The 21,628-nt window shown below is 57.4% G+C and carries 20 protein-coding genes; 6 read left to right on the plus strand and 14 right to left on the minus strand.

Annotated features, from left to right (window positions below):
* Nucleotide 1: 1 nt before the first annotated feature.
* The 4 genes from proB to gpt form a co-directional block, all read right to left on the minus strand.
* Nucleotides 2–1,105 (minus strand): glutamate 5-kinase, encoded by a 1,104-nt coding sequence (gene proB, locus AC559G_RS04440; RefSeq protein ID WP_498911591.1) that lies wholly within the window; start codon nt 1,103–1,105, stop codon nt 2–4.
* Nucleotides 1,106–1,223: 118 nt separating this feature from the next.
* Nucleotides 1,224–1,625 carry a sigma factor-binding protein Crl gene (gene crl / locus AC559G_RS04445; RefSeq protein ID WP_498911593.1) on the minus strand — a complete coding sequence of 134 codons (402 nt, stop codon included), beginning with the start codon at nt 1,623–1,625 and terminating at the stop codon, nt 1,224–1,226.
* 60 nt (nt 1,626–1,685) lie between these two features.
* The gene (frsA, locus tag AC559G_RS04450) at nt 1,686–2,933 is read right to left on the minus strand and encodes an esterase FrsA (protein WP_095847253.1); all 1,248 of its coding nucleotides are present in this window, start codon (nt 2,931–2,933) and stop codon (nt 1,686–1,688) included.
* 253 nt (nt 2,934–3,186) lie between these two features.
* Nucleotides 3,187–3,645: a xanthine phosphoribosyltransferase gene (gene gpt, locus AC559G_RS04455; RefSeq protein ID WP_095847252.1), complete on the minus strand. Its 459-nt coding sequence runs from the start codon at nt 3,643–3,645 to the stop codon at nt 3,187–3,189.
* A 316-nt stretch (nt 3,646–3,961) separates the two neighbouring features.
* Between gpt and pepD the strand changes: the two genes are divergently transcribed.
* The gene (gene pepD / locus AC559G_RS04460; RefSeq protein ID WP_498911596.1) at nt 3,962–5,422 is read left to right on the plus strand and encodes a zinc-binding metallopeptidase family protein; all 1,461 of its coding nucleotides are present in this window, start codon (nt 3,962–3,964) and stop codon (nt 5,420–5,422) included.
* A 30-nt stretch (nt 5,423–5,452) separates the two neighbouring features.
* On the opposite strand, the gene dinB is transcribed toward pepD, so the two are convergent.
* A complete protein-coding gene (dinB, locus tag AC559G_RS04465; RefSeq protein ID WP_498911598.1) occupies nt 5,453–6,517 on the minus strand; it encodes a DNA polymerase IV in 1,065 nt (354 codons plus the stop codon).
* A gap of 195 nt (nt 6,518–6,712) precedes the next feature.
* Here dinB and AC559G_RS04470 point away from each other — a divergent pair, with 195 nt between their 5' ends.
* Nucleotides 6,713–7,606, plus strand: coding sequence for a glycerophosphodiester phosphodiesterase family protein (locus tag AC559G_RS04470; RefSeq protein ID WP_423783623.1), 894 nt, complete (start codon nt 6,713–6,715; stop codon nt 7,604–7,606).
* Between the two features lie 25 nt (nt 7,607–7,631).
* Here the strand turns inward: AC559G_RS04470 and nqrM are convergent, their stop codons facing one another.
* The 6 genes from nqrM to AC559G_RS04500 form a co-directional block, all read right to left on the minus strand.
* Nucleotides 7,632–7,859: a (Na+)-NQR maturation NqrM gene (nqrM, locus tag AC559G_RS04475; RefSeq protein WP_498911600.1), complete on the minus strand. Its 228-nt coding sequence runs from the start codon at nt 7,857–7,859 to the stop codon at nt 7,632–7,634.
* Nucleotides 7,860–7,892: 33 nt separating this feature from the next.
* Nucleotides 7,893–9,116: an NADH:ubiquinone reductase (Na(+)-transporting) subunit F gene (gene nqrF / locus AC559G_RS04480; RefSeq protein WP_498911602.1), complete on the minus strand. Its 1,224-nt coding sequence runs from the start codon at nt 9,114–9,116 to the stop codon at nt 7,893–7,895.
* 61 nt (nt 9,117–9,177) lie between these two features.
* The gene (locus AC559G_RS04485) at nt 9,178–9,807 is read right to left on the minus strand and encodes an NADH:ubiquinone reductase (Na(+)-transporting) subunit D (protein ID WP_438596608.1); all 630 of its coding nucleotides are present in this window, start codon (nt 9,805–9,807) and stop codon (nt 9,178–9,180) included.
* Nucleotides 9,800–10,597, minus strand: coding sequence for a Na+-translocating NADH-quinone reductase subunit C (locus AC559G_RS04490; RefSeq protein ID WP_498911604.1), 798 nt, complete (start codon nt 10,595–10,597; stop codon nt 9,800–9,802). Before AC559G_RS04490 ends, AC559G_RS04485 begins: the two co-directional genes overlap by 8 nt.
* A complete protein-coding gene (locus tag AC559G_RS04495) occupies nt 10,587–11,828 on the minus strand; it encodes a Na(+)-translocating NADH-quinone reductase subunit B (RefSeq protein ID WP_498911606.1) in 1,242 nt (413 codons plus the stop codon). Before AC559G_RS04495 ends, AC559G_RS04490 begins: the two co-directional genes overlap by 11 nt.
* 3 nt (nt 11,829–11,831) lie before the next feature.
* Nucleotides 11,832–13,181, minus strand: a complete 1,350-nt coding sequence (locus AC559G_RS04500) for an NADH:ubiquinone reductase (Na(+)-transporting) subunit A (protein WP_498911608.1) — start codon at nt 13,179–13,181, stop codon at nt 11,832–11,834.
* A gap of 376 nt (nt 13,182–13,557) precedes the next feature.
* Here AC559G_RS04500 and dpaA point away from each other — a divergent pair, with 376 nt between their 5' ends.
* Nucleotides 13,558–14,316: a peptidoglycan meso-diaminopimelic acid protein amidase gene (gene dpaA / locus AC559G_RS04505; protein ID WP_498911610.1), complete on the plus strand. Its 759-nt coding sequence runs from the start codon at nt 13,558–13,560 to the stop codon at nt 14,314–14,316.
* On the opposite strand, the gene AC559G_RS04510 is transcribed toward dpaA, so the two are convergent.
* Nucleotides 14,260–15,054, minus strand: coding sequence for a class II glutamine amidotransferase (locus AC559G_RS04510; RefSeq protein WP_438596613.1), 795 nt, complete (start codon nt 15,052–15,054; stop codon nt 14,260–14,262). The two genes, dpaA and AC559G_RS04510, sit on opposite strands and share 57 nt — an antisense overlap.
* Nucleotides 15,055–15,309: 255 nt before the next feature.
* Nucleotides 15,310–15,891, minus strand: coding sequence for a D-sedoheptulose 7-phosphate isomerase (gene lpcA / locus AC559G_RS04515; protein ID WP_438596614.1), 582 nt, complete (start codon nt 15,889–15,891; stop codon nt 15,310–15,312).
* Nucleotides 15,892–16,143: 252 nt separating this feature from the next.
* Between lpcA and fadE the strand changes: the two genes are divergently transcribed.
* Nucleotides 16,144–18,600, plus strand: coding sequence for an acyl-CoA dehydrogenase (gene fadE / locus AC559G_RS04520; protein WP_498911613.1), 2,457 nt, complete (start codon nt 16,144–16,146; stop codon nt 18,598–18,600).
* Nucleotides 18,601–18,694: 94 nt separating this feature from the next.
* Here the strand turns inward: fadE and AC559G_RS04525 are convergent, their stop codons facing one another.
* On the minus strand, nt 18,695–19,552 hold the full coding sequence (locus AC559G_RS04525) for a DMT family transporter (protein WP_498911615.1): 858 nt from the start codon (nt 19,550–19,552) through the stop codon (nt 18,695–18,697).
* Nucleotides 19,553–19,901: 349 nt separating this feature from the next.
* Here AC559G_RS04525 and AC559G_RS04530 point away from each other — a divergent pair, with 349 nt between their 5' ends.
* The gene (locus AC559G_RS04530) at nt 19,902–20,393 is read left to right on the plus strand and encodes an Lrp/AsnC family transcriptional regulator (protein ID WP_498911617.1); all 492 of its coding nucleotides are present in this window, start codon (nt 19,902–19,904) and stop codon (nt 20,391–20,393) included.
* A 195-nt stretch (nt 20,394–20,588) separates the two neighbouring features.
* Nucleotides 20,589–21,605 carry an aminocyclopropane-1-carboxylate deaminase gene (locus AC559G_RS04535; protein ID WP_498911619.1) on the plus strand — a complete coding sequence of 339 codons (1,017 nt, stop codon included), beginning with the start codon at nt 20,589–20,591 and terminating at the stop codon, nt 21,603–21,605.
* The last annotated feature ends 23 nt before the right edge of the window (nt 21,606–21,628 follow it).

A 21,628-nucleotide genomic window follows, 5' to 3' on the forward strand; every position in this document is an offset into this window, starting at 1 on the left:
CTTAACTTACAATCATATCGTCGCGGTGGACGGCCACCGGGCCGTATTCATAACCGAGGATCTCGTTGATCTCCTGCGAGTGATGGCCGGCAATCATGCGCATAGCATCACTGTTATAACGGCTAACGCCGTGCGCCAGATCGCGCCCGCCCAGGCTGCGGATACGGATCACTTCGCCACGGGAGAAATCCCCATGTACCTCGCGGATGCCTTTCGGCAGCAACGAACTACCGCGCGCCACTATCGCGTCAACCGCACCGTCGTCCACGGTGATCTCACCGGCCGGCGGCGCGCCGAAGATCCAGCGCTTGCGGTTTTCCAGCGGGGTTTCCTGCGCGTGGAAACGGGTGCCCACCGGGGTGCCGGCGATCACATCGGCGATCACGCCCGGCTTGCCGCCGGCTGCGATAATCACATCAATGCCGGCACGGCAGGCAACGTCCGCCGCCTGCAGCTTGGTGCCCATGCCGCCGGTGCCCAGGCCGGAAACGCTGTCGCCGGCGATCGCGCGCAGGGCGTCATCAACGCCATGCACTTCACGGATCAGCTCGGCTTGCGGATCTTGGCGCGGATCGGCCGTGAACAGGCCCTGCTGATCGGTCAGCAGCAGCAGTTTATCCGCCCCGGCGAGGATCGCCGCCAGCGCAGAAAGGTTATCGTTATCGCCAACCTTAATTTCAGCGGTTGCCACCGCGTCGTTCTCGTTGATCACCGGCACGATGCGGTTATCCAACAGCGCGCTCATGGTATCGCGCGCATAGAGGAAACGTTCGCGATCTTCCAGATCGGCGCGCGTCAGCAGCATCTGGCCGATGTGGATACCATAAATTGAAAACAGCTGTTCCCACAGTTGGATCAGCCGGCTCTGCCCCACCGCCGCCAGCAGTTGCTTGGAAGCGATGGTTGCGGGCAACTCGGGGTAGCCCAAATGCTCACGCCCGGCGGCGATCGCGCCGGAAGTCACGATAACAATGCGGTGGCCCGCGGCGTGTTGCTGCGCACACTGGCGCACAAGTTCAACGATGTGAGCGCGGTTCAAGCGCAACGATCCACCGGTCAACACGCTAGTGCCCAACTTCACAACCAATGTCTGGCTGCCATTCATAATATTTCTGCCGTTAGATTTAAACAAAGAAAGGAATGCAAAAGACGTTGTAACAGGAGAGACGCGTTATGCCAACAGGCACAACGCGAAATCCGACCAATTGTGCAGCCAAATTGATCTAAGCGGAAAGTTTTATCGGTCGTTCGTCAAAATCATCGGCGGGTTCCAGCGCCAGCTCCATGGTCGCCAACAGCTCGGCCAGCCGTTGGTGAAAACCGCGCAGCGTGGTTTCCAGCTTCTCTTTCACTTCGGCGTCTTTGATTTTTTCCACTTTCCAGTCGCCTTCTTTATTGTACAGGCCAAACTGATAAGCGTAGGTAAAACGTTCCTTTTCCGCCTGCAGCTCAATCCACCAGCCCCAGAACTCCCGTTTTTCCGGCGCGGGCTTTGCGCTCACGCAAACGGCTAAACAGTCAAAGAAAAAACGGTCATTCTTGCATTGCCCTTCCCGCAGGTATGGCCCCAGGCTGGCAAAACGTTGCATCAGTCTGCTTTTGGGGTGGCCACTCGGTAACGTCATACATCAACCTCCTCAATGTCGAGTATTCTTTTTAACAAAATGTTAAAAATTAGCAACCAGTTAACGCATTTTCTCTTTCAACCAGCGGCTGGTCTGCTGCAGCGCCTGATGAAAACTGCGATACACCGGCTTGCTCGGGATGTTGAGCAGCTTGCCGTCCGAAGACGAGTTGGCGATAAGCTGCGCATCTTCTTTCGGGCTTAGCGGATCGTTTTCCCAATAGCCGGCCAGCATCGGCGTTGGGCAACGGTGCCCCAGCAAGCCCTGCGTCTTCAGCGAATAGCGATTCAGTTCCACCATCAGCACGTCGTCAGAAGCATTGGTCATGCCCATCCGGCTGGCCAATACGTCCATGTACATTTCCGGCACGTGCTGCTGGAACTGCGCGTCGCACAGCAGCGTATGCACCACCGGGCCAAGGCACGCCACGGCCCGCAGGCGCTGCGGCTCCAGATAGGCCAGGCGCACCGCCACGTTGGCGCCGAAGCGGAAGCCAAGCGCCGCTACACGGGTATGATCGATCCACGGTACTTCCGGCAACTGCCTTAGCACCTGCTGATGCAGGAAACTGGAATCCTGCGTTAACTTCCATTTGCAGGAAGAACCGATGGAAGGCATATCGATGGTCAGCATGGCGATGCCAAGCGGCGCCAGGTAGTCACGGAACAGGCGGTGATAGTCGGTTTGCAGGGTGTCCAGGCTGCCGCACATCAATAGCGTTGGGTATGGCGCCTTATCGTCGCCCGGCATATGCAGGAAGCCGGAAATCGGGCTGCCGCCTTCCACTTTGAATTCCAACTCTTTGAGCTGGTAAGGCAACAGCAGCGCGGCCTCTTCATAGGCACGGTTGGAGAGCGCTTCGGCCTGTTCGGCCAGTTCATCCCCCTTCAGGTGCGGATAACCGGCAATGCTGTAGAAATTGGCGGCGTTCAGCCAGTATTTGCCGGCCAGCAACGGATCCTGTTGTTCCTGGGCCTGCTGCTGCCACTGCATCCCCTGGTGCACCCACTCGTAGATCCAGTTACCGTTGCGGTAACCCACCACGGTATCCAGCAGATTGGTATAGCTGTGTTCCGCCCGCGAGGCGGCAATCCGCGCCAGCACTTCGGTGATCTCGACCGGGCTAACGCCGCGCCAGGTCCACAGCAAGCGGTTGAGCATACGGTACCAGTTACCGGTACTGTCGCCCTCCAGCGCCGAGTGCATATCCACATTTTCGGCATGGTGCGAACGCAGCACCAGCGTCGATGTTTCAGGGTGTTTAAATGAAGGTTTGAATAAAATCTCTGACAGGTTGGCTTGCACCATGATGACAACAGCCTCCGTTCATCTGGCTACAGACAGAAAATGGCCTGATTATCTGTGGGCAGTGTACCTAACTCTGGGGGTAGAAACCAAAATAACTGTTCAACAAAGTGGATTTGCCGTGCGGGTATCGGATGAAGCATAGCCAGAATTATACCGCCCCTTTCCGTGGTGAAAGGGGCGGCATAGGCAGAGGTTACCCCGGCCACGTAGTTCTGGCGCCGTCAGGCGCCATGGCCGCAGGAGGTGGGGGAAATTAACGCCCGCCGATCGGCGGAATAAACGCCACGCCCATATCCCATGGCTGTTCAATCCAGGTATTCTGCGGGATATCAACCACATAATCATCAACCAGCGGCCGGCCGGCCGGTTTGGCGAAGATGGTCACAAAATGCGCCTTCGGGTACATCGCGCGGATGGCTTGCGCCGTGCCGCCGGTATCCACCAGATCGTCAACCACGATAAAGCCCTCACCGTCCCCTTCGGCACGCTTGAGTACTTTCATTTCACGCTGGTTATCATGGTCGTAGCTGGAGATACAAACGGTATCCACATGGCGAATACCCAGTTCACGCGCCAGCAGAGCGGCCGGCACCAGGCCACCGCGGCTGACGGCGATAATCCCCGTCCATTTGTCGGCAGGCAGCAGGCGGTGCGCCAATTTGCGGGCTTGCATTTGCAGCATGTCCCAGGTAACAACGTATTTTTCACTCATAGAAGGGTATCCCAGCCTGCAATGGTGCGGCTTACTCAGTGATCAAGGGAAAAAAGGTTGCGCGAGATTATAGAGAGTGAACGCGCCGAATGCCAGATGAACCGTGGCCATCCGCGCGTTTTCATCCGCTGCGCCATGCGCCGGCGGGCGGTTGAAACACGGCGAATCAAGCGCTTAAACCGCACAATACGGCGCGCGCGCCGGGTGAAAGAAAGTGATATTCTCTGCGTATTGTGCCCAAGCGCACCGTCATCCATGGCCTTTAACCACACAGCACGTTCTTCCATCGCCGAACAGCTGTTACAGGAGACTTATCGTGTCTGAATTGTCGCGTCTTGCACCACAGCCGCTGTGGGACATTTTTGCCAAAATCTGCTCGATCCCACACCCGTCTTATCATGAAGAAGCCCTGGCGGCGCACATCCTGGCCTGGGCCAAAGATAAAAACCTGCATGCAGAGCGCGATCGGGTCGGCAATATTCTGCTGCGTAAACCCGCGACGCCGGGGTTTGAAAACCGTAAGCCGGTGGCCCTGCAGGCGCACCTGGATATGGTGCCGCAAAAAAACAACGACACCGTGCACGATTTCACTAAAGATCCGATCCAGCCCTACATCGATGGCGAATGGGTTAAAGCACGCGGCACCACGCTGGGCGCCGACAACGGCATCGGCATGGCGTCTGCGCTGGCGGTGCTGGCCGACGACAGTGTGGAACACGGCCCGCTGGAAGTGCTGCTGACCATGACTGAAGAGGCGGGAATGGACGGTGCCTTTGGCCTGCAGGCCGGCTGGCTACAGGCTGAAATCCTGATCAACACCGATTCGGAAGAAGAAGGCGAAATCTACATGGGTTGCGCCGGCGGCATCGACGCCATCACCACCTTGCCATTGCAACGTGAAGCGCTGCCAGCGGGCTACCAGCTCCTGAAGCTGACCCTCAAGGGCCTGAAGGGCGGGCACTCCGGTGCCGAAATCCATCTGGGCCTGGGTAATGCCAACAAGCTGCTGGCGCGTTTTCTGTTCGCCCATGCGCCAACGCTGGATCTGCGCGTGCTGGAGCTGAACGGCGGCAACTTGCGCAATGCTATCCCGCGTGAAGCCTTTGCCGTGATCGCCGTTCCTGCCGATAAGGCAGCAGCGCTGCAAACCCAGTGCGACGAGTATCTGGCGTTGCTGCGCAGCGAACTGGCGGCCAGAGAAAAAAACATCACCCTGCTGCTTGAGGTGACCACCAGCGAGCTGCAACCTCTGCAAGCCGAGTGCCAGCAGCGCTTTCTGGCGTTGCTCAACAGCACGCCGAACGGCGTTATTCGCATGAGCGACGTGGTGAAAGGCGTGGTGGAAACCTCGCTTAACCTGGGTGTGGTCACCACCCATGCGGACCAGGCGCAGATCAGTTGCCTGATCCGTTCCCTGATCGACAGCGGCAAAGACTACGTGGTGGAAACGCTCACGGCGTTAGGCCAGTTGGCGGGCGCGCAGGTAGTGGCAAAAGGCAGCTATCCTGGCTGGCAGCCGGATGCCGATTCCGCGGTGATGCATCTGGTGCGCGAACTGTATCAGGATCTGTTCAACAAGACCCCGAACATCATGGTGATCCACGCCGGGCTGGAGTGCGGCTTGTTCAAAAAGCCGTACCCGGAATTAGACATGGTGTCGATCGGGCCAACCATCACCGGGCCACACTCCCCAGATGAACAGGTGCATATCAAAAGCGTCGGCGATTACTGGACGCTGCTGACCGCCCTGCTGAAAGCCATCCCGGAACGCGCCTGATTGTAGCGACGGCGTGATGCCCTGGGGCGCTTAATTGCCCCAGGGCAGCGGCAGCTGCCGCTCAATCTGCGGATCGCGCAGGGTGACGTGCAGCCCCACCAGCCGCACACCCCGCCCTTCGCGCCGCTCAAGCCACACCTGCTTTGCCACACTGAGCAAATCCTCCTGGTTCAACACCGGCCAGACGTGCTCCTGGGTGGTCTGTTGAAAATCCTGGAACTTCAGCTTAACCCCCTGGCGGGCGATTTGCAGATCCGGCTTTAGCCTGCTCAGGCGCATTTCCAGTTCCGGGTAGAGCTTTTCAACGATCAACGCTTCGCACGCCTGCCAGTCATGAATATCCTCCGCCAGCGTGCGCTCCACCCCCACCGATTTGCGCAGCCGATCGGGTGAAACGCTGCGCTCATCAATCCCCTGGCAGCGTTCCCACAGCACCCGGCCAAACTTGCCAAAGCGTTTTAACAGCGTGGCCAAATCATACTGCTGCACGTCTGCACAGGTTTTCAGCCCCATTTCTTCCAGCCGTTTGGCGGTCACTTTGCCCACCCCGGGAATTTTGCCCAGCGGCAACTGCTGCAAAAACACCGGCACCTGCGCCGGGGTGATGACATATTGACCGTTGGGTTTGTTCAGATCGGAGGCGATTTTGGCAAGGAATTTGATCGGCGCCACGCCAGCGGAGGCCGTGAGCTGCAGTTCATCGAAAATCGCCTGGCGGATCTGTTGAGCGATCAAGGTTGCCGAGCCGTTACACTGCGTGCTTTCGCTCACGTCCAGATAGGCCTCATCCAAGGACAGCGGCTCAATCAACGGCGTGTAGCGGGCAAAGATGGTGCGGATATGCTGCGAAGCTTCTTTATACGCGGCCATGCGGCCGGGTATCAGCTTCAGGTGCGGGCACAGCTTCAGCGCCATGGCGGACGACATCGCGCTGTGCACGCCGTAACGGCGCGCCGGGTAGTTGGCGGTACTGATCACTCCGCGCCGTTCGGCACTGCCGCCGATCGCCAGTGGGATATCACGCAGGCTGGGATCGTCGCGCATCTCGACGGCGGCAAAAAAGCAATCCATATCGACATGAATGATTTTACGCATCTCCCCTCCCAGTTACTGTATGAGTATACAGTAAAAGGTAAGAAGCTCAAATCAGGCCGGCCCATCGCCAAGATGGCGCTATTGCCTTAATGGCGCATTATTCTTCAGCTGTTAAAAAAACGTCATTTTTCACGTTTATGATGCGGCAAGGAATCCAACGCCATCGGCTCATCACGCAACCACAAGGCACCAGTAATGAGAATGCTCCACCGCTACCTGTTTGTTTCCCTCTGTTTTCTGCTCCCTGCCGCCGCGCTGGCGGCGACCCCGGCCCCGGCGATTATCGCCCACCGCGGCGGCACCGCCGATGCGCCGGAAAATACCCTGGTCGCCATCCGCCAGGCGCTGCAACACGGCGCAGATGCGGTGTGGATCACCCTGCAGCAGGCAAAGGATGGGGCCATCGTGCTCTACCGGCCGTCCGATCTGCGGGCGTTAACCGATAAACAGGGCCTGGTTTCCGCCTACAGCGCAGAAGAGCTGGCGCAGGCAGACGCTGGCTGGGCGTTCGGCAAAGACGGCAATCACCCGTTCCGCGGTAAACACATCGGTATCCCAACACTGGAACAGGCATTAACCGCCTTCCCGCAAACCACCTTTTATCTGGATATCAAATCGCCGGACAGCGATCCGGCAAAGTTCGCCGCCGCCCTGCTGGCCACGCTGGAAAAAAACCATAGCCTGGAACGCACCCGTGTCTACTCGACCGATGCCAAATACCTGCAAGCGCTGCCGCCGCAGATTAAACGTTTTGCATCACGCGATGAAACCCGCGATCTGCTGGCCAACATCACCATGGCGCACCAGTGCGATGTGACAGCAAGCCCTAATGGCCCACGCTGGTATGGGCTGGAGATGAAGCGCCAGGTGGAAGTGGTAGAAAAATACACCTTGGGGGAAGCCCGTTCCAAAGCGCTGCTGGTGTGGGATAAAGAAGCGGTGGACTGCTTCCGGGCCAAAGGGCCGGCGCACATCATTCTGTTTGGCATCAATTCGCCGCAGGATTACCAGCAGGCGCTGGCGTTGGGCGTAGATGGCGTGATGGTAGATTCGCCGCTGCAGGCGGAAAAGTTCCGTAAGGCGCGCTAAACAGCACGGTGTTATCGGCCGGCGCCTAGAGAATGCGGTGTTTTTCCCGCAGCCGCTGGCGCCGCGCTTCACGCGCCAGGCGTTTTTTGCGGCTGTCGCAAGGCTCGGGGCAATCGCAGACTTTCTCCATCCCCAGCGCCGTAATGCCGCCGCAGCTGCCCTGCAGGCTTTTGCGTTTAAGCACGTAGCCCAGCGACATACCGCCAATGACCAGCAGGAATAATGCAAAGGTTATCGCAAACAGTGTCAGCATAAGCGCCTCGCAAACGCATTGCCCGATTCAAAACTAACCGCCAAAGTCATCCAGCAGGATGTTGTCTTCCTCAACGCCAAGCGCCTTGAGCATGTTGATCACCGCGGCATTCATCATCGGCGGCCCGCACATATAGTATTCACAATCTTCCGGCGCCGGGTGGTGGCGCAGGTAATTTTCCAGCAGCACGTGATGAATAAAGCCGGTATAGCCGTTCCAGTGGTCTTCCGGCTGCGGATCCGACAGCGCCACATGCCAGGTGAAGTTCTCATGCTCCGCCTGCAACTGGTTGAAATCCTCTTCATAGAACATCTCGCGCCGCGAACGTGCGCCGTACCAGAAGGTAATTTTACGTTTGCTGTGCAGGCGCTTGAGCTGATCGAAAATATGCGAACGCATCGGCGCCATCCCGGCACCACCGCCGATGAACACCATCTCGGCATCGGTATCCTTGGCGAAGAACTCGCCAAACGGCCCGGAGATGGTCACCCGATCGCCCGGTTTCAATGCCCAGATGTAGGAAGACATCACCCCCGGCGGCACCGTTGGGTTGCCCGGCGGCGGCGTGGCGATGCGCACATTCAGCATGATGATGCCCTTCTCATCCGGGTAATTCGCCATCGAATAGGCGCGCACCGTGGTGGTATCCACCACCGAGCGATAGCGGAACAGGTTGAACTTATCCCAGTCGCCGCGGTATTCCTGCGGCACGTCGAAATCCGCATAGCTGACCTGGTGCGGCGGCGCTTCAATCTGAATATAGCCGCCGGCGCGGAACGGCACATCTTCGTCGTCGGGGATCTTCAGCTTCAGCTCTTTGATGAACGTTGCCTTGTTATCGTTGGAGATCACCTCGCAGATCCATTTCCTGATGCCGAAAATCTCTGCCGGCAGCTCGATTTTCATATCCTGCTTCACGCTCACCTGGCAGGCCAGGCGGCAGCCTGCTTTTGCTTCGCGCCTGGTGATATGGGAAAGCTCGGTGGGCAGGATATCGCCGCCGCCCGCTGTCACCACCACCCGGCACTGGCCGCAAGAGCCGCCCCCGCCGCAGGCCGACGAAATAAAAATCCCCTGGTTGGAAAGCATATTCAACAACTTGTCGCCGGCGGGCGCCGTGAAGCTTTTCTCCTGGTCGCCGTTCACTTCCACGACAACGTCGCCGGTATTCACCAGCCTGGATTTAGCGAATAAAATCAGCAGTACCAACACCATCAAGATGCTGGTGAACATGGCCACGCCTAATATAATTTCCATATCTGCTTCCCGTCTGTATCACGCAACGCCTGCAACCCGGCAACACATGCCGTTAAGGGGATTACTCTTTTTCGATCTGCGCCGGTTTGAGGGTCCGCAGCCCCCAGATCAACATACCAATGATAAAGAACGCGCTGGGCGCCAGCAGGAATAGCCCGTTTGGTTGATACCAGCCGCCGTTCTGCACCGCCTCCAATACCGGAAACCCAAACAGTTTGCCGGAGCCGATCAGCTCACGCAGGAACCCGACCAGGATCAACACCACGCCATAGCCCAAACCGTTGCCGATGCCGTCCATAAAGCTTTCGATCGGCGGTGATTTCATCGCGTAAGCCTCGGCACGCCCCATCACGATGCAGTTGGTGATAATCAGGCCGACGAACACCGACAGCTGCTTGGAGATTTCATACGCATAGGCGCGCAGCACCTGATCCACCACAATCACCAGCGAAGCGATAATCGCCATCTGCACGATGATGCGCACGCTGTTCGGAATGTGATGGCGAATCAGCGAGATAAAAAAGCTGGAGAACGCAGTCACCAGTGAAACGGCGATGGTCATCACGACCGCCGTTTCCAGCTTGGTAGTCACCGCCAGCGCGGAGCAAACGCCGAGGATCTGCAACGCAATCGGGTTATTGTCAAACAGCGGCCCCAGCAGAACCCGCTTAATCTCTTTGGAATCAGCCATTTTTCAGCGCCCCTTCACGAACTTTTTTCAGAAACGGGCCGAAACCCAGTTCGCCCAACCAAAAATCAAACGTGTGCTGCACCCCGTTGGCGGTCAGCGTGGCGCCGGAAAGGCCGTCGACCGCATGCACGTCCCCCGGGGCAGCCCGGCCATTGACCACACGAAGCGCCGGTTTGCCGTTATCATCAAACAGCCGTTTGCCAATCCACTGCGCCCGCCAGCCGGCGTTTTCTATCTCGCCGCCCAGCCCTGGGGTTTCGGCGTGATCGTAATAAGACAGGCCCTGCACCGTGTTACCGTCGCTATCCAGCGCCACAAACGCGTACATCATCGACCACAGCCCGGAGCCATATACCGGCAACACAATCTTATCGACGCCGCCTTGCTCATCGCGCACCAGATAAATCTCCACCTGGTTGCTGCGCCGCCGAATACCGGCTTTGTCTTCGTTGGCCGCCAGCGCGATGCTTTGGCTGCTATCACGCAACGCAGCCGCCAGATCAAACGTATCCTCACTGCCGGCAACAAACTCGCCGCTGGCCAGATCCAGCAGGCGCGGCTCAATGCGCGCGCTAAACACCGTCTGCACCCGTTCGCCGTCCATTTTCGGCGCCAGCAGGCCGACAACGTTGAGGATATTGCGCTGCTTATCCAGCAGCCGCTGCGCCTGCTGCTGGGATTTCAGGCCGACGGCGGCGCCGGCCACCACCACCGAACACACCAGGCTCAGCAAAAACACCACCAGCAGCGTTTTCCCCACGCTGTCATTGTTCCTTGCCTCACTCGCCACGGGCCCGCCTCCGTTTGATGTTGGCCTGCACCACCAGATAATCGAACAGCGGCGCAAACAGGTTGGCGAACAGGATCGCCAGCATCATCCCTTCGGGATAAGCCGGGTTGACCACACGGATCAACACGCACATCACGCCCACCAGCACGCCGTACCACACTTTGCCTTTTTCGGTGAAGGCGGCAGAGACTGGATCGGTCGCCATAAAGATCATGCCGAAGGCAAAGCCGCCCAGCACCAGATGCCAGTACCAGGGCATGGCGAACATCGGGTTGCTGTCAGAGCCCACCGCATTAAACAGGCTGGCGGCCGCCACCGTGCCCACCATCACCCCGGCCACGATGCGCCAGGATGCTATGCGGGTGAATAGGATCAGCGCCCCGCCGAGCAGGATCATCAACGTAGAAACCTCACCGATGGAGCCGGGTATATTGCCCAGAAAGGCATCCATCCAGCTTACCGGCTGCCCAGTAAGGACGTTGGTCATGCTCGCCTCCCCGCCGGCGCTCCACTGCGCCAACGGCGTCGCACCGGAAAAGCCGTCTGCCGCCGTCCACACCAGTTCGCCGGAAATCTGCGCCGGGTAGGCAAAAAACAAGAAGGCGCGCCCCGCCAGCGCCGGGTTGAGGAAGTTGCGCCCGGTGCCGCCAAAAATTTCTTTGGCGATCACCACGCCGAATGAAATACCAAGCGCCGCCTGCCATAGCGGCAGCGTGGGCGGCACGATCAACGCAAACAAAATAGACGTAACAAAAAAGCCTTCGTTGATCTCATGACGGCGAACCGTGGCAAACAGCACCTCCCAAAAACCGCCGACCAGAAACACCACGGCGTAGATCGGCACGAAATAGGTGGCGCCCAGCAGCATATTGCTGGCCCAGCCGGCGTCGGCGGCCATTGAAGCCCCCAGCCACTGGGCCAGGCGATAGTGCCAGTCGGCCGCCAGCACCTGCTGCAGTTGCTCACCCTGGTAAAGGTGGTGCAGCGCCAGCACCGCCTGCTGACCAACGTTGTACATGCCCCAAAACATCGCCGGGAACACCGCCAGCCACACCAGGATCATCATGCGTTTGAGATCGATAGCATCACGCACATGCGAAGCGCCGTGGGTAACCAACCCCGGCGTATAAAACACTGTCGCGGTAGCTTCATACAGCGGGTACCATTTCTCCAGCCTGCCGCCCAGCGTGAAGTGCGGCTCAATTTTTTCCAAAAAATGCTTCAGGCCCATCGCTTATCCTTCCAGCTCAATCGTATTCAGCACATCGCGCAGCAAAGGCCCATATTCATACTTGCCTGGGCAAACAAACGTACACAACGCCAAATCCTCTTCATCCAGCTCCAGGCAGCCCAACTGTTGGGCGCTCTCGGTATCCCCGGCCAGCAAATCGCGCAGCAACAGCGTCGGCAGAATATCCAACGGCATCACCCGCTCGTAGTTGCCAATCGGCACCATCGCACGTTCACCGCCGTGGGTTGAGGTGGAAAACGCAAAGCGTTTGCGCCGGAGGAAATGGCCCAGCGTGGTGCGAGTAATGGAAAACTTGCCCGGCGAAGGCAGCACCCAGCCAAACAGCTCTTTCTCGCGGCCTTCAAGCAACACCGAAACCTGCAGATGAAAGCGCCCAAGATAGGCGTTGGGGCCGGTGGCCTGCACGCCACTGAGCACCGAACCGGAAATCACGCGGTTTTCACCGGCCTTCAGGCGGCCGGCGGTCAACTCATCCAGGCTGGCGCCAAGGCGCGTGCGCAGCAAGGCTGGCTGGGCGACCTGCGGGCCGGCCAGCGCGATAATACGCGTGGTATCAAGCTTGCCGGTGGTAAACAGGGTGCCGATGGCGATGACATCCTGATAGCCGATGTGCCAGACGGTTTTTTTCAGGCTGACCGGTTCCAGAAAGTGGATATGGGTACCGACCAACCCGGCTGGGTGCGGGCCGGAAAACGCGTGGCAGTGAATCTGAGGATGATCGCCCGCCGCCAACGGGGCGCCGGCAGCGTGGCAAACGTGCACCTTGCCAGCGGTCAGGCGCGCCAGCACCGCAAGCCCGGCGTGGAACTGCGGCAGTTGCCCGGCGATAACCTTCTGCGGATCCGCCGCCAGCGGCTGGGTATCCATTGCGGTAACAAAGATAGCGCGAGGAACCGTGCCCGGGCGTGGGGTTTTACTAAAGGGCCGGGTACGCAGCGCCGTCCACAACCCGCTGGCCAGCAGATCGCTTTCTACCTGCTCACGCAACAGCTGCGGCAGTGCCTCCGGCCGGTAGTAAGCAAACTCCAGTTGCTCATCGCCGCCGTTTTCCAACGCGATCACCACCGACTGCAGCACCCGGCGCTCGCCGCGGTTGATAGCGGCCACCCGGCCGCTGGCCGGGGCGGTGTGAAAAACGCCGGGGTTCTTTTTATCTTCGAACAGCGCCTGCCCTTTCTTAACGCTATCGCCCTCCTGCACCAGCATTGAAGGGCGCATGCCGACATATTCTTCACCAAGCAGGGCAACGTGCCTGATGGCCGGCCCGTCATTTATCGTCTGGGCCGGGGCCCCGGCTATCGGGAGATCCAATCCTTTCTTGATTTTAATCATACGATTTGTAATGAGTTATCCCCCTCATACTGCTGGCGGCAGGTGTGTTCGCTTGCTCGCTCATCCCCACGGCAGGGCGGAGCCGGCCGACGGTTAACCTTTGGACATAGTTTAACATCATTTGCAACATCATCCCGGTGCAGGGCAGTGACCAAGGTCAAGCAAATGGAATTAAAATGGGTTTATTTTCATCGCATCTGCCAGAAACGGCGCATAAAACGATTTTTATTTAAATTTGTTTGTTTTTTATACACGCTGCATATTGCGAAAAAAAAACACACTGGTAATCTGGCGGGGTTATTAACGTTATAAAATAAAAATCAGTGGCACGCCGGCGGTCATTGCACCATCGGCAATATATAAGCAGGAATAATTAATGAGTAAGATCGCGCTGTTGTTTGCGATGCTATTTTGTATGCCGACGATCACCGCCTGCAGCGCCAGCGAGCTGGTCCCTGAGTCACCGGCAGTTAAACAGCAATTATTAGGCTCCCCCGTCTATATCCAGATCTTCAAAGAAGAACGCGTGCTGGAATTGTATGCCAAAATGGGCAACGAATTCCGGCTGGTCAAAAGCTTCCCTATCTGCAAATTCTCCGGCGGATTGGGCCCCAAGCGCATGGCCGGCGATTTTAAAAGCCCGGAAGGGTTTTATAGCGTTGATGTGCGCCATCTGAAGCCGGACAGCAAATATTATCGGGCAATCAATATCGGCTTCCCGAATGATTACGATCGGGCGCAAGGTTATTCCGGCGCCTATCTGATGATCCACGGTGAATGCAAATCCATTGGCTGCTACGCGATGACCAACGACTACATGGATGAAATCTATCGCTATGTAGAAACCGCATTCGCTTTCGGCCAGGCCCGGGTCAATATCAGCATTTACCCGTTCCGCATGACCGACCAGAACCTGCAGCGCCACCGCACATCCACCTACATCGGCTTTTGGCGCCAGTTAAAACCGGGTTACGATTACTTCGTCAAAAATCACCAGCCGCCCACGGTGGCCGTGGCTAACGGCCAGTACGTGCTGGCGCAGCCGGTAATGAGCAGCAATAAGCCAACGCAGTTCGCATCAACCGCCGGCGGCGATCCGTTCGCCCAGGGCAAGCCGCTCACCGTAATAAAATAGCGCAAACTCACCTGGCGCAATTTTGTGCCAGGTTTCATTGCCGGTTAACGGTTGGGTGGCGATCACCGTCACCACGTCATCCGGCGTGGTTTGCCGCTGAAAATCGATTTCCACGTCTTGATCAAGCAAGGTCGCTTTGCCAAACGGCGCGCGCCGGGTGATCCAGTGCAGGTTGGTGGAGCAATAGGCCATCACGTAACGCCCATCCGACAACAGCATATTGAATACCCCTTTCTGCCGCAGTTGATCCGCCAGCAGCGCAATATAGCGAAATACCGCCGGCCAGTTGCTTGGCGTGCGCGGATACTTCAGCGAAAGCTGATGCAGCAGCCAGCAAAAGGCGTATTCGCTGTCGGTTTGCCCAACCGGGCGAAAGTTACCGGTTTCCAACCGGCGATACCCTTTCAACTGGCCGTTGTGGGCATAGGTCCAGTTACGGCCCCACAGTTCGCGGGTAAACGGGTGGGTGTTTTCCAGCGCCACTTCGCCGCGGTTAGCCTGGCGAATATGGGACACTACGGCGCGGGATTTTATCGGGTAGTCCTGCACCAGGCGGGCTATCGGCGAATTACAACTGGGCTGGGGATCTTTAAACGTGCGGCAACCGTTGCCTTCATAAAAGGTAATTCCCCAACCATCCTTATGTGGCCCGGTACGGCCACCGCGCTGAACCAGCCCGGTAAAACTAAAGCAGATATCGGTCGGCACGTTTGCGCTCATCCCGAGCAGTTCACACATCGCCAATTACTCCTCAACATCATTGGCATTACCGCTTGCCGGGAAGCAGAACCTGCTCCCCTCACCGCTTCACGCCGGTATTCATTGATACGCTCAGGTACCTACCCTAACTCATTCGCCTTGCAGGGCGAAAACGCCAAAAGCGTTTTTGAACGGCGCCTACGCCGGCCCCGAACGGGCCGAAGCATCAAACCAACGCATCAGCAACTTGCAGTATGACGGGTATAGCGCAAGCGCGCTATACCCACAACACCATCAAGCCTTAGCCATTTCTTTTTCAATCAATTGGATCAAGATATGGATCGCTTTTATGTGGATCTCCTGAATGCGATCGGCATAGCCAAAGTGCGGCACGCGGATTTCCACATCGGCCGTACCGGCCATTTTACCGCCATCTTTGCCCGTTAGGGTGATCACTTTCATCCCTTTGGCGCGCGCCGCCGAAATCGCCTTGATGATGTTGCCGGAGTTGCCGGAAGTCGAGATCCCCAGCAATACGTCCCCTTCGCGCCCCACCGCTTCCACGTAGCGTGAGAACACGAACTCATAGCCAAAATCGTTGCTCACGCAGGACAGATGGCTGACATCGGAAATGGCGATCGCCGGGTAGCCTGGGCGGTTTTCGCGGTAACGGCCGGTCAGTTCTTCGGCAAAGTGCATGGCATCGCAGTGGGAACCCCCGTTGCCGCAAGAGATCACCTTACCGCCGGCCTTAAAGGAATCGGCCAGCAACACCGCCGCGCTTTGGATGGCCTCGATATTGGCATCGTCGCTGATAAAATTTTTCAGGGTTTCAGCTGCTTCATTCAGTTCACTACGAATCAAATCTTGGTACATATGAGGAGCCCTCTTTTAATCCTGTGGCATTGTCAATCTTTCGTCCGCAGTGTAACGGATTGGGCAAATAGCGAGAAGCATTGTCAACAAAAGCCGCATTCGGTTGAGGCACACGTGATTTTTTAGCTGCAGGTGCTGCCAGTTTGTGAGCCAGGTTGTAATTAAAGTGTAAATGCATTGATAAAAAAATGTGTATAAACTAAAACCATCATAGACAACAGGTCAGACCTCTTAGGACTTTGGAGCGACACTATGACGGTTCTTAGCATTCTTGCCTTACTGGCGCTTATCGGCGTGCTGTTCTACCACCGGGTTTCGCTGGCGTTTGGCAGCCTCGCCCTGCTGGGCTATACCGCGATCATGGGCGTGGCCGGCCTGTGGTCTTTTTGGCTATTGTTGCCGCTGGCGGTGCTGTTGCTGCCGCTGAATATTACCGCGCTACGCCGCCCACTGTTGGCGGCACCGGCGCTGCGCGCCTTCAGCAAACTCATGCCGCCGATGTCACGCACCGAGAAAGAAGCGATCGACGCCGGCACCACCTGGTGGGAAGGCGATCTGTTCCGCGGCCGGCCAGACTGGAACAAACTGCATAACTATCCTAAACCGCAATTAACGCCGGAAGAACACGCCTTCCTCGAAGGCCCGGTAGAAGAAGCCTGCCGTCTGGCGAATGATTTCCAAATCACCCACCAGTTGGCCGATCTGCCGCCCGAGCTTTGGGCTTTCCTGAAAGAGCACCGTTTCTTCGCCATGATCATTAAAAAAGAGTACGGCGGACTGGCGTTTTCGCCCTACGCCCAGGCGCTGGTGCTGCAAAAACTGGCCGGGGTTTCCGGCATACTGGCAATCACCGTCGGCGTTCCCAACTCCCTCGGCCCCGGTGAGTTGCTGCAACATTACGGCACCGACGAACAAAAAAACCGTTATCTGCCCGCTCTGGCGCGCGGCGATGAGATCCCCTGCTTTGCGCTGACCAGCCCGGAAGCCGGCTCCGACGCCGGCGCCATTCCGGATACCGGCGTGGTGTGCATGGGCGAATGGCAAGGCCAGCAGGTCCTCGGCATGCGCCTGACGTGGAACAAACGCTATATCACGCTGGCGCCGGTGGCCACCGTGCTGGGGCTGGCGTTCAAACTGTACGATCCGGATCGCCTGCTGGGCGATAACCCCGCGCCCGGCATTACCTGCGCGCTGATCCCAACCCGCACGCCGGGCGTTGAGATCGGCAACCGCCATTTCCCCTTGAACATTCCGTTCCAGAATGGCCCAACCCGCGGCAGCGATGTGTTCGTGCCGATCGATTATATTATCGGCGGCCCGCAGATGGCTGGCCAGGGGTGGCGCATGCTGGTGGAATGCCTGTCGGTTGGCCGCGGCATTACCCTGCCCGCCAACTCCACCGGCAGCCTGAAATCCGCCGCGCTGGCGATCGGCGCTTATGCCCGTATCCGCCGCCAGTTCAAGATGCCAATCGGTAAAATGGAGGGCATTGAAGAACCGCTGGCGCGCATCGCCGGGAACGCCTACGTAATGGATGCCGCCGCAACGCTCATCACCAGCGGGTTGATGCAAGGCGAAAAGCCGGCGGTGCTGTCAGCCATCGTTAAATACCACTGCACCCACCGCGGGCAGCGGGCGATTATTGACGCCATGGATATCGCAGGCGGTAAAGGCATTATGCTGGGCGAATCCAACTTCCTGGCGCGTGCCTACCAGGGCGCGCCGATCGCCATCACCGTGGAAGGCGCCAATATCCTGACCCGCAGCATGATGATCTTCGGCCAAGGCGCCATCCGCTGCCATCCTTACGTACTGGAAGAGATGGCCGCCGCGCAACACGACGATCTGCCCGCCTTCGATCGGGCGTTGTTCGGCCACCTTGGCCACGTGGGCGGCAGCACGGCGCGCAGCATTTGGCTCGGCCTGACCAACGGCCGCACCAGCGGCACGCCGACCAAAGATGCTACGCGCCGTTATTACCAGCAGCTCAACCGCCTGAGCGCCAACCTGGCGCTGCTGGCCGATGTCGCCATGAGCGTGCTGGGGGGCAGCCTGAAGCGCCGGGAACGCATTTCGGCGCGCCTGGGGGATGTGCTCAGCCAAATGTATCTGGCTTCCGCCACGCTGAAACGCTACGACGATGAGGGGCGCCAGCAGGCCGATCTGCCGTTGGTGCACTGGGGCGTGCAGGACTGCCTGTATCAGGCTGAACAGGCGCTCGACGATCTGCTGCGCAACTTCCCGAACCGCGGGATTGCAGGCGCGCTACGCTGGGTGATATTCCCGTTCGGCCGCGTACAACGCGCCCCGGCCGATCGTCTGGATCACCAACTGGCGAAAATCCTGCAGGAACCTTCCGCCACCCGCAGCCGCCTGGGGCGCGGCCAATACCTGGCGGCCAGCCCACATAACCCGGTAGGCCTGCTGGAGGCCGCGTTGGCGAACATCATCGCCGCAGAGCCGATCCACGCACGCTTGTGCAAACAGGCGGGCAAGAACCTGTCGTTCACCCGGCTGGATCTCTTGGCGCAACAGGCGCTGGAGGAAGGCAAGATCTGCAGTGACGAGGCGAAACTGCTGATCGCGGCCGAAGAGAGCCGTTTGCAGGCGATCAATGTCGATGATTTTGCACCGGAAACGCTGGCGGCTCACCAGCCCGATCGGTCGCAACGGCAGGGAAAGCACCAGCCGCAGACTGAAGCAGCGTAAGCAACACCTGGCCTGATATTTTGGGCGCCAGCCATGGCGCCCAGCTTCCCCATATCGTGGTCTTTCATAACGGCCGCTATTTAGCAGGCTACCGCTAACGCCGTGGGCGCATCAGGGTCACGATAAGCAGGCCACCCACGATCGCCGCAACGCCGGCGAGCAGGCTCAGCGTTAAAGGCTCGTTCATAAAAAACACCGAAATCAACAACCCCACCAGCGGCACACCCAACATCGAGGAAGCCATAACGGTACTGGTGAGCCACTGGCTGGCCGCATTGACGGCGCAGAAACAGAACGCCGTGGTCAGCGGCCCCACGAACAGGGCAACTTCCCAAAAACGCAGAGAATTATCACCGGTGTAAGGGCCCTCTTTACACCAGGCCAAAATCAGCAACGGTACCGCCGCAATCAGCATTTGCCAGGGTGCCAAATGATAGGCGCTTGAAGCGCCGCGATAATAACGCAGGTGCAGAATACAAATGGCCCAACAGAATGATCCCATCAGCAACAGCAGATTGGCCTGCAACACCGCACCGTTCGCCCAATCGAGCGTCAGCGGGTTAAACAGCACGGCGACGCCGGCAATGCCGATCAGCGTCCCGAGCCATTCCGGGCGGGTCACACGGTGGCGAAAAAACAAAATCGCCCCCGGCATCACCCACAACGGGGTGGTATAGGCAAGGATGGCAGAGCGCCCGGCGGGAATCTCCATCATGGCAATGGCGCCCAGCGCAGTGAACGCCAGCATCTGGAGCAGGCCAACGCTGAGCAGTAACGGAATGTCGCGGCGCTGTGGGCGCTTTAGCGTGCCGGTGACAATCTGGATAGCGAACAGGCAAAGCCCGCCCAGAACAAAACGCAATGCGGAAAACCACAATGGCGTGATGTGGTGCAGCCCCATTTTCATGACCGGCCAATTCGCGCCCCAAATCAGAATCGCCAAAAACAGCATGGCCACCCCGCAAACACGCGGTGACGCTATGGCGGCTTTCCAACGATGAACAGCCTGCGTTTTGTTCCAGCCTATGTTTTTACTTTCTGACGGGGAGTAATGCATGGTCATTTTAACTCTCTCGTTGAAGTTTGCTTTTCCAGGTTCCCCAATAATGCAAATTACCGGCCGGCGACATTAATACGCCTGGCGATTAACCGGGTGGCCGCACATCTGTAGCTCAAATCTATTGGGTATAGGTATTTTATTATTTTCATGACAAAATATTTTTCCTTTATTAAGCCAAGCGCTGTTTGTTTCAGTATAAATTTTCCATCCAGCCCTTCATTCACAGGAAAGGTTTTCTTTTATGCGTAAACTGGATAAAACCGATATCAATATCCTTAATAAACTGCAGGAAAATGCCAAAATCACCCATGCTGAATTAGCGAAAGCGGTGAATCTCTCCACCACCCCCTGTTTTAACCGGGTCAAAGCGTTGGAAGAGCTTGGGTTGTTCCGCCAGCAGGTGACGCTGCTTTCACCGGAGCGCCTGGGGCTACGCGTTAACGTGTTTATCCACGTGAGCCTCGATCGGCAGAGAGAGGAAGCATTGCAGCGCTTTGAACAGGCGATCGCCGAACGCCCGGAGGTGATGGAGTGCTACCTGATGAGTGGCGACGCAGACTACCTGCTACGGGTACTTGTAAATAATATCAATGAGATAGAAAGTTTCATCATCAACCACCTCACCCGTATTCCCGGCGTGGCCAACATTCGCTCCAGCTTTGCCCTCAAGCAGGTGCGCTACAAAACGGCTATGCCGTTGCCCGCGGAGGGCATGTGGCTACAGCAAGATTAATTTTATTTCGTTTTTATGTATTTTTAAGCCAGTTAAAACAAAAAATAGAAAAAATGTTGGAATTTTAAATAAAAAAACAGAGATAATTAGCAATTTAAATTCATTTCGTTTCGTGTAGTATTTGGGGTACAGGATAACCGTGTTCTCCACAGAATACCCCAATCGGTCATTATCATTGTCTACCGGAGCCTTATTATGAATCTGGAAAAATTCCCACGCTATCAATTAACGTTTGGCCCCTCTCCTATTACGCCAATGAAAAGGCTCAGCGAATATTTGGGCGGCGATGTAGAAATCTATGCCAAACGCGAAGATTGTAATAGCGGCCTGGCATTTGGTGGCAATAAAACCCGTAAAATGGAATATCTGATCCCTGAAGCATTAGCTCAGGGCTGCGATACTTTAGTTTCCATTGGCGGTATTCAATCAAATCAAACTCGCCAGGTAGCCGCCGTTGCCGCACATTTAGGAATGAAATGTATTCTGGTGCAGGAAAACTGGGTTAATTATTCTGACGCAGTCTATGATCGGGTCGGTAATATTGAATTGTCGCGTATTATGGGTGCCGACGTGCGCCTGGACAACGCGGGTTTTGATATCGGCATTCGCGAAAGCTGGAAAAGCGCCATGGAAGAAGCCGCACATAACGGCGGCAAACCGTTCCCAATCCCGGCCGGTTGTTCCGAACACCCTTATGGCGGCCTGGGTTTTGTCGGCTTTGCGGAAGAAGTGCGCCAGCAGGAAGAGGAACTTGGTTTTAAATTTGACTATATCGTCGTGTGTTCGGTCACCGGCAGTACCCAGGCCGGGATGGTGGTTGGTTTTGCCGCGGATGGTCGTTCCCGCAATGTGATTGGCATCGACGCATCGGCCAAGCCGGAAAAAACCAAAGCGCAGATTTTACGCATCGCCCAAAACACCGCTAACCTGGTTGAACTGGGCCGCGAGATCACGGAAGAAGACGTGGTGCTTGATACCCGCTTTGGCGGGCCGGAATATGGTTTGCCAAGCGAAGGTACGCTGGAAGCCATCCGCCTGTGCGCGCGCCTGGAAGGCGTGATGACCGATCCGGTCTATGAAGGCAAATCCATGCAGGGCATGATCGGCATGATCCGCAATGGCGAATTCCCGAAAGGCTCAAAAGTCCTTTATGCCCACCTGGGCGGTGCGCCAGCGCTGAGCGCCTACAGCTACCTGTTCCGCAACGGCTAATCGCAAACCGCAGGCCCGGGAAA

This window comes from Gibbsiella greigii (assembly GCF_039540155.1).
In the GTDB taxonomy this organism is placed as follows: domain Bacteria; phylum Pseudomonadota; class Gammaproteobacteria; order Enterobacterales; family Enterobacteriaceae; genus Gibbsiella; species Gibbsiella quercinecans.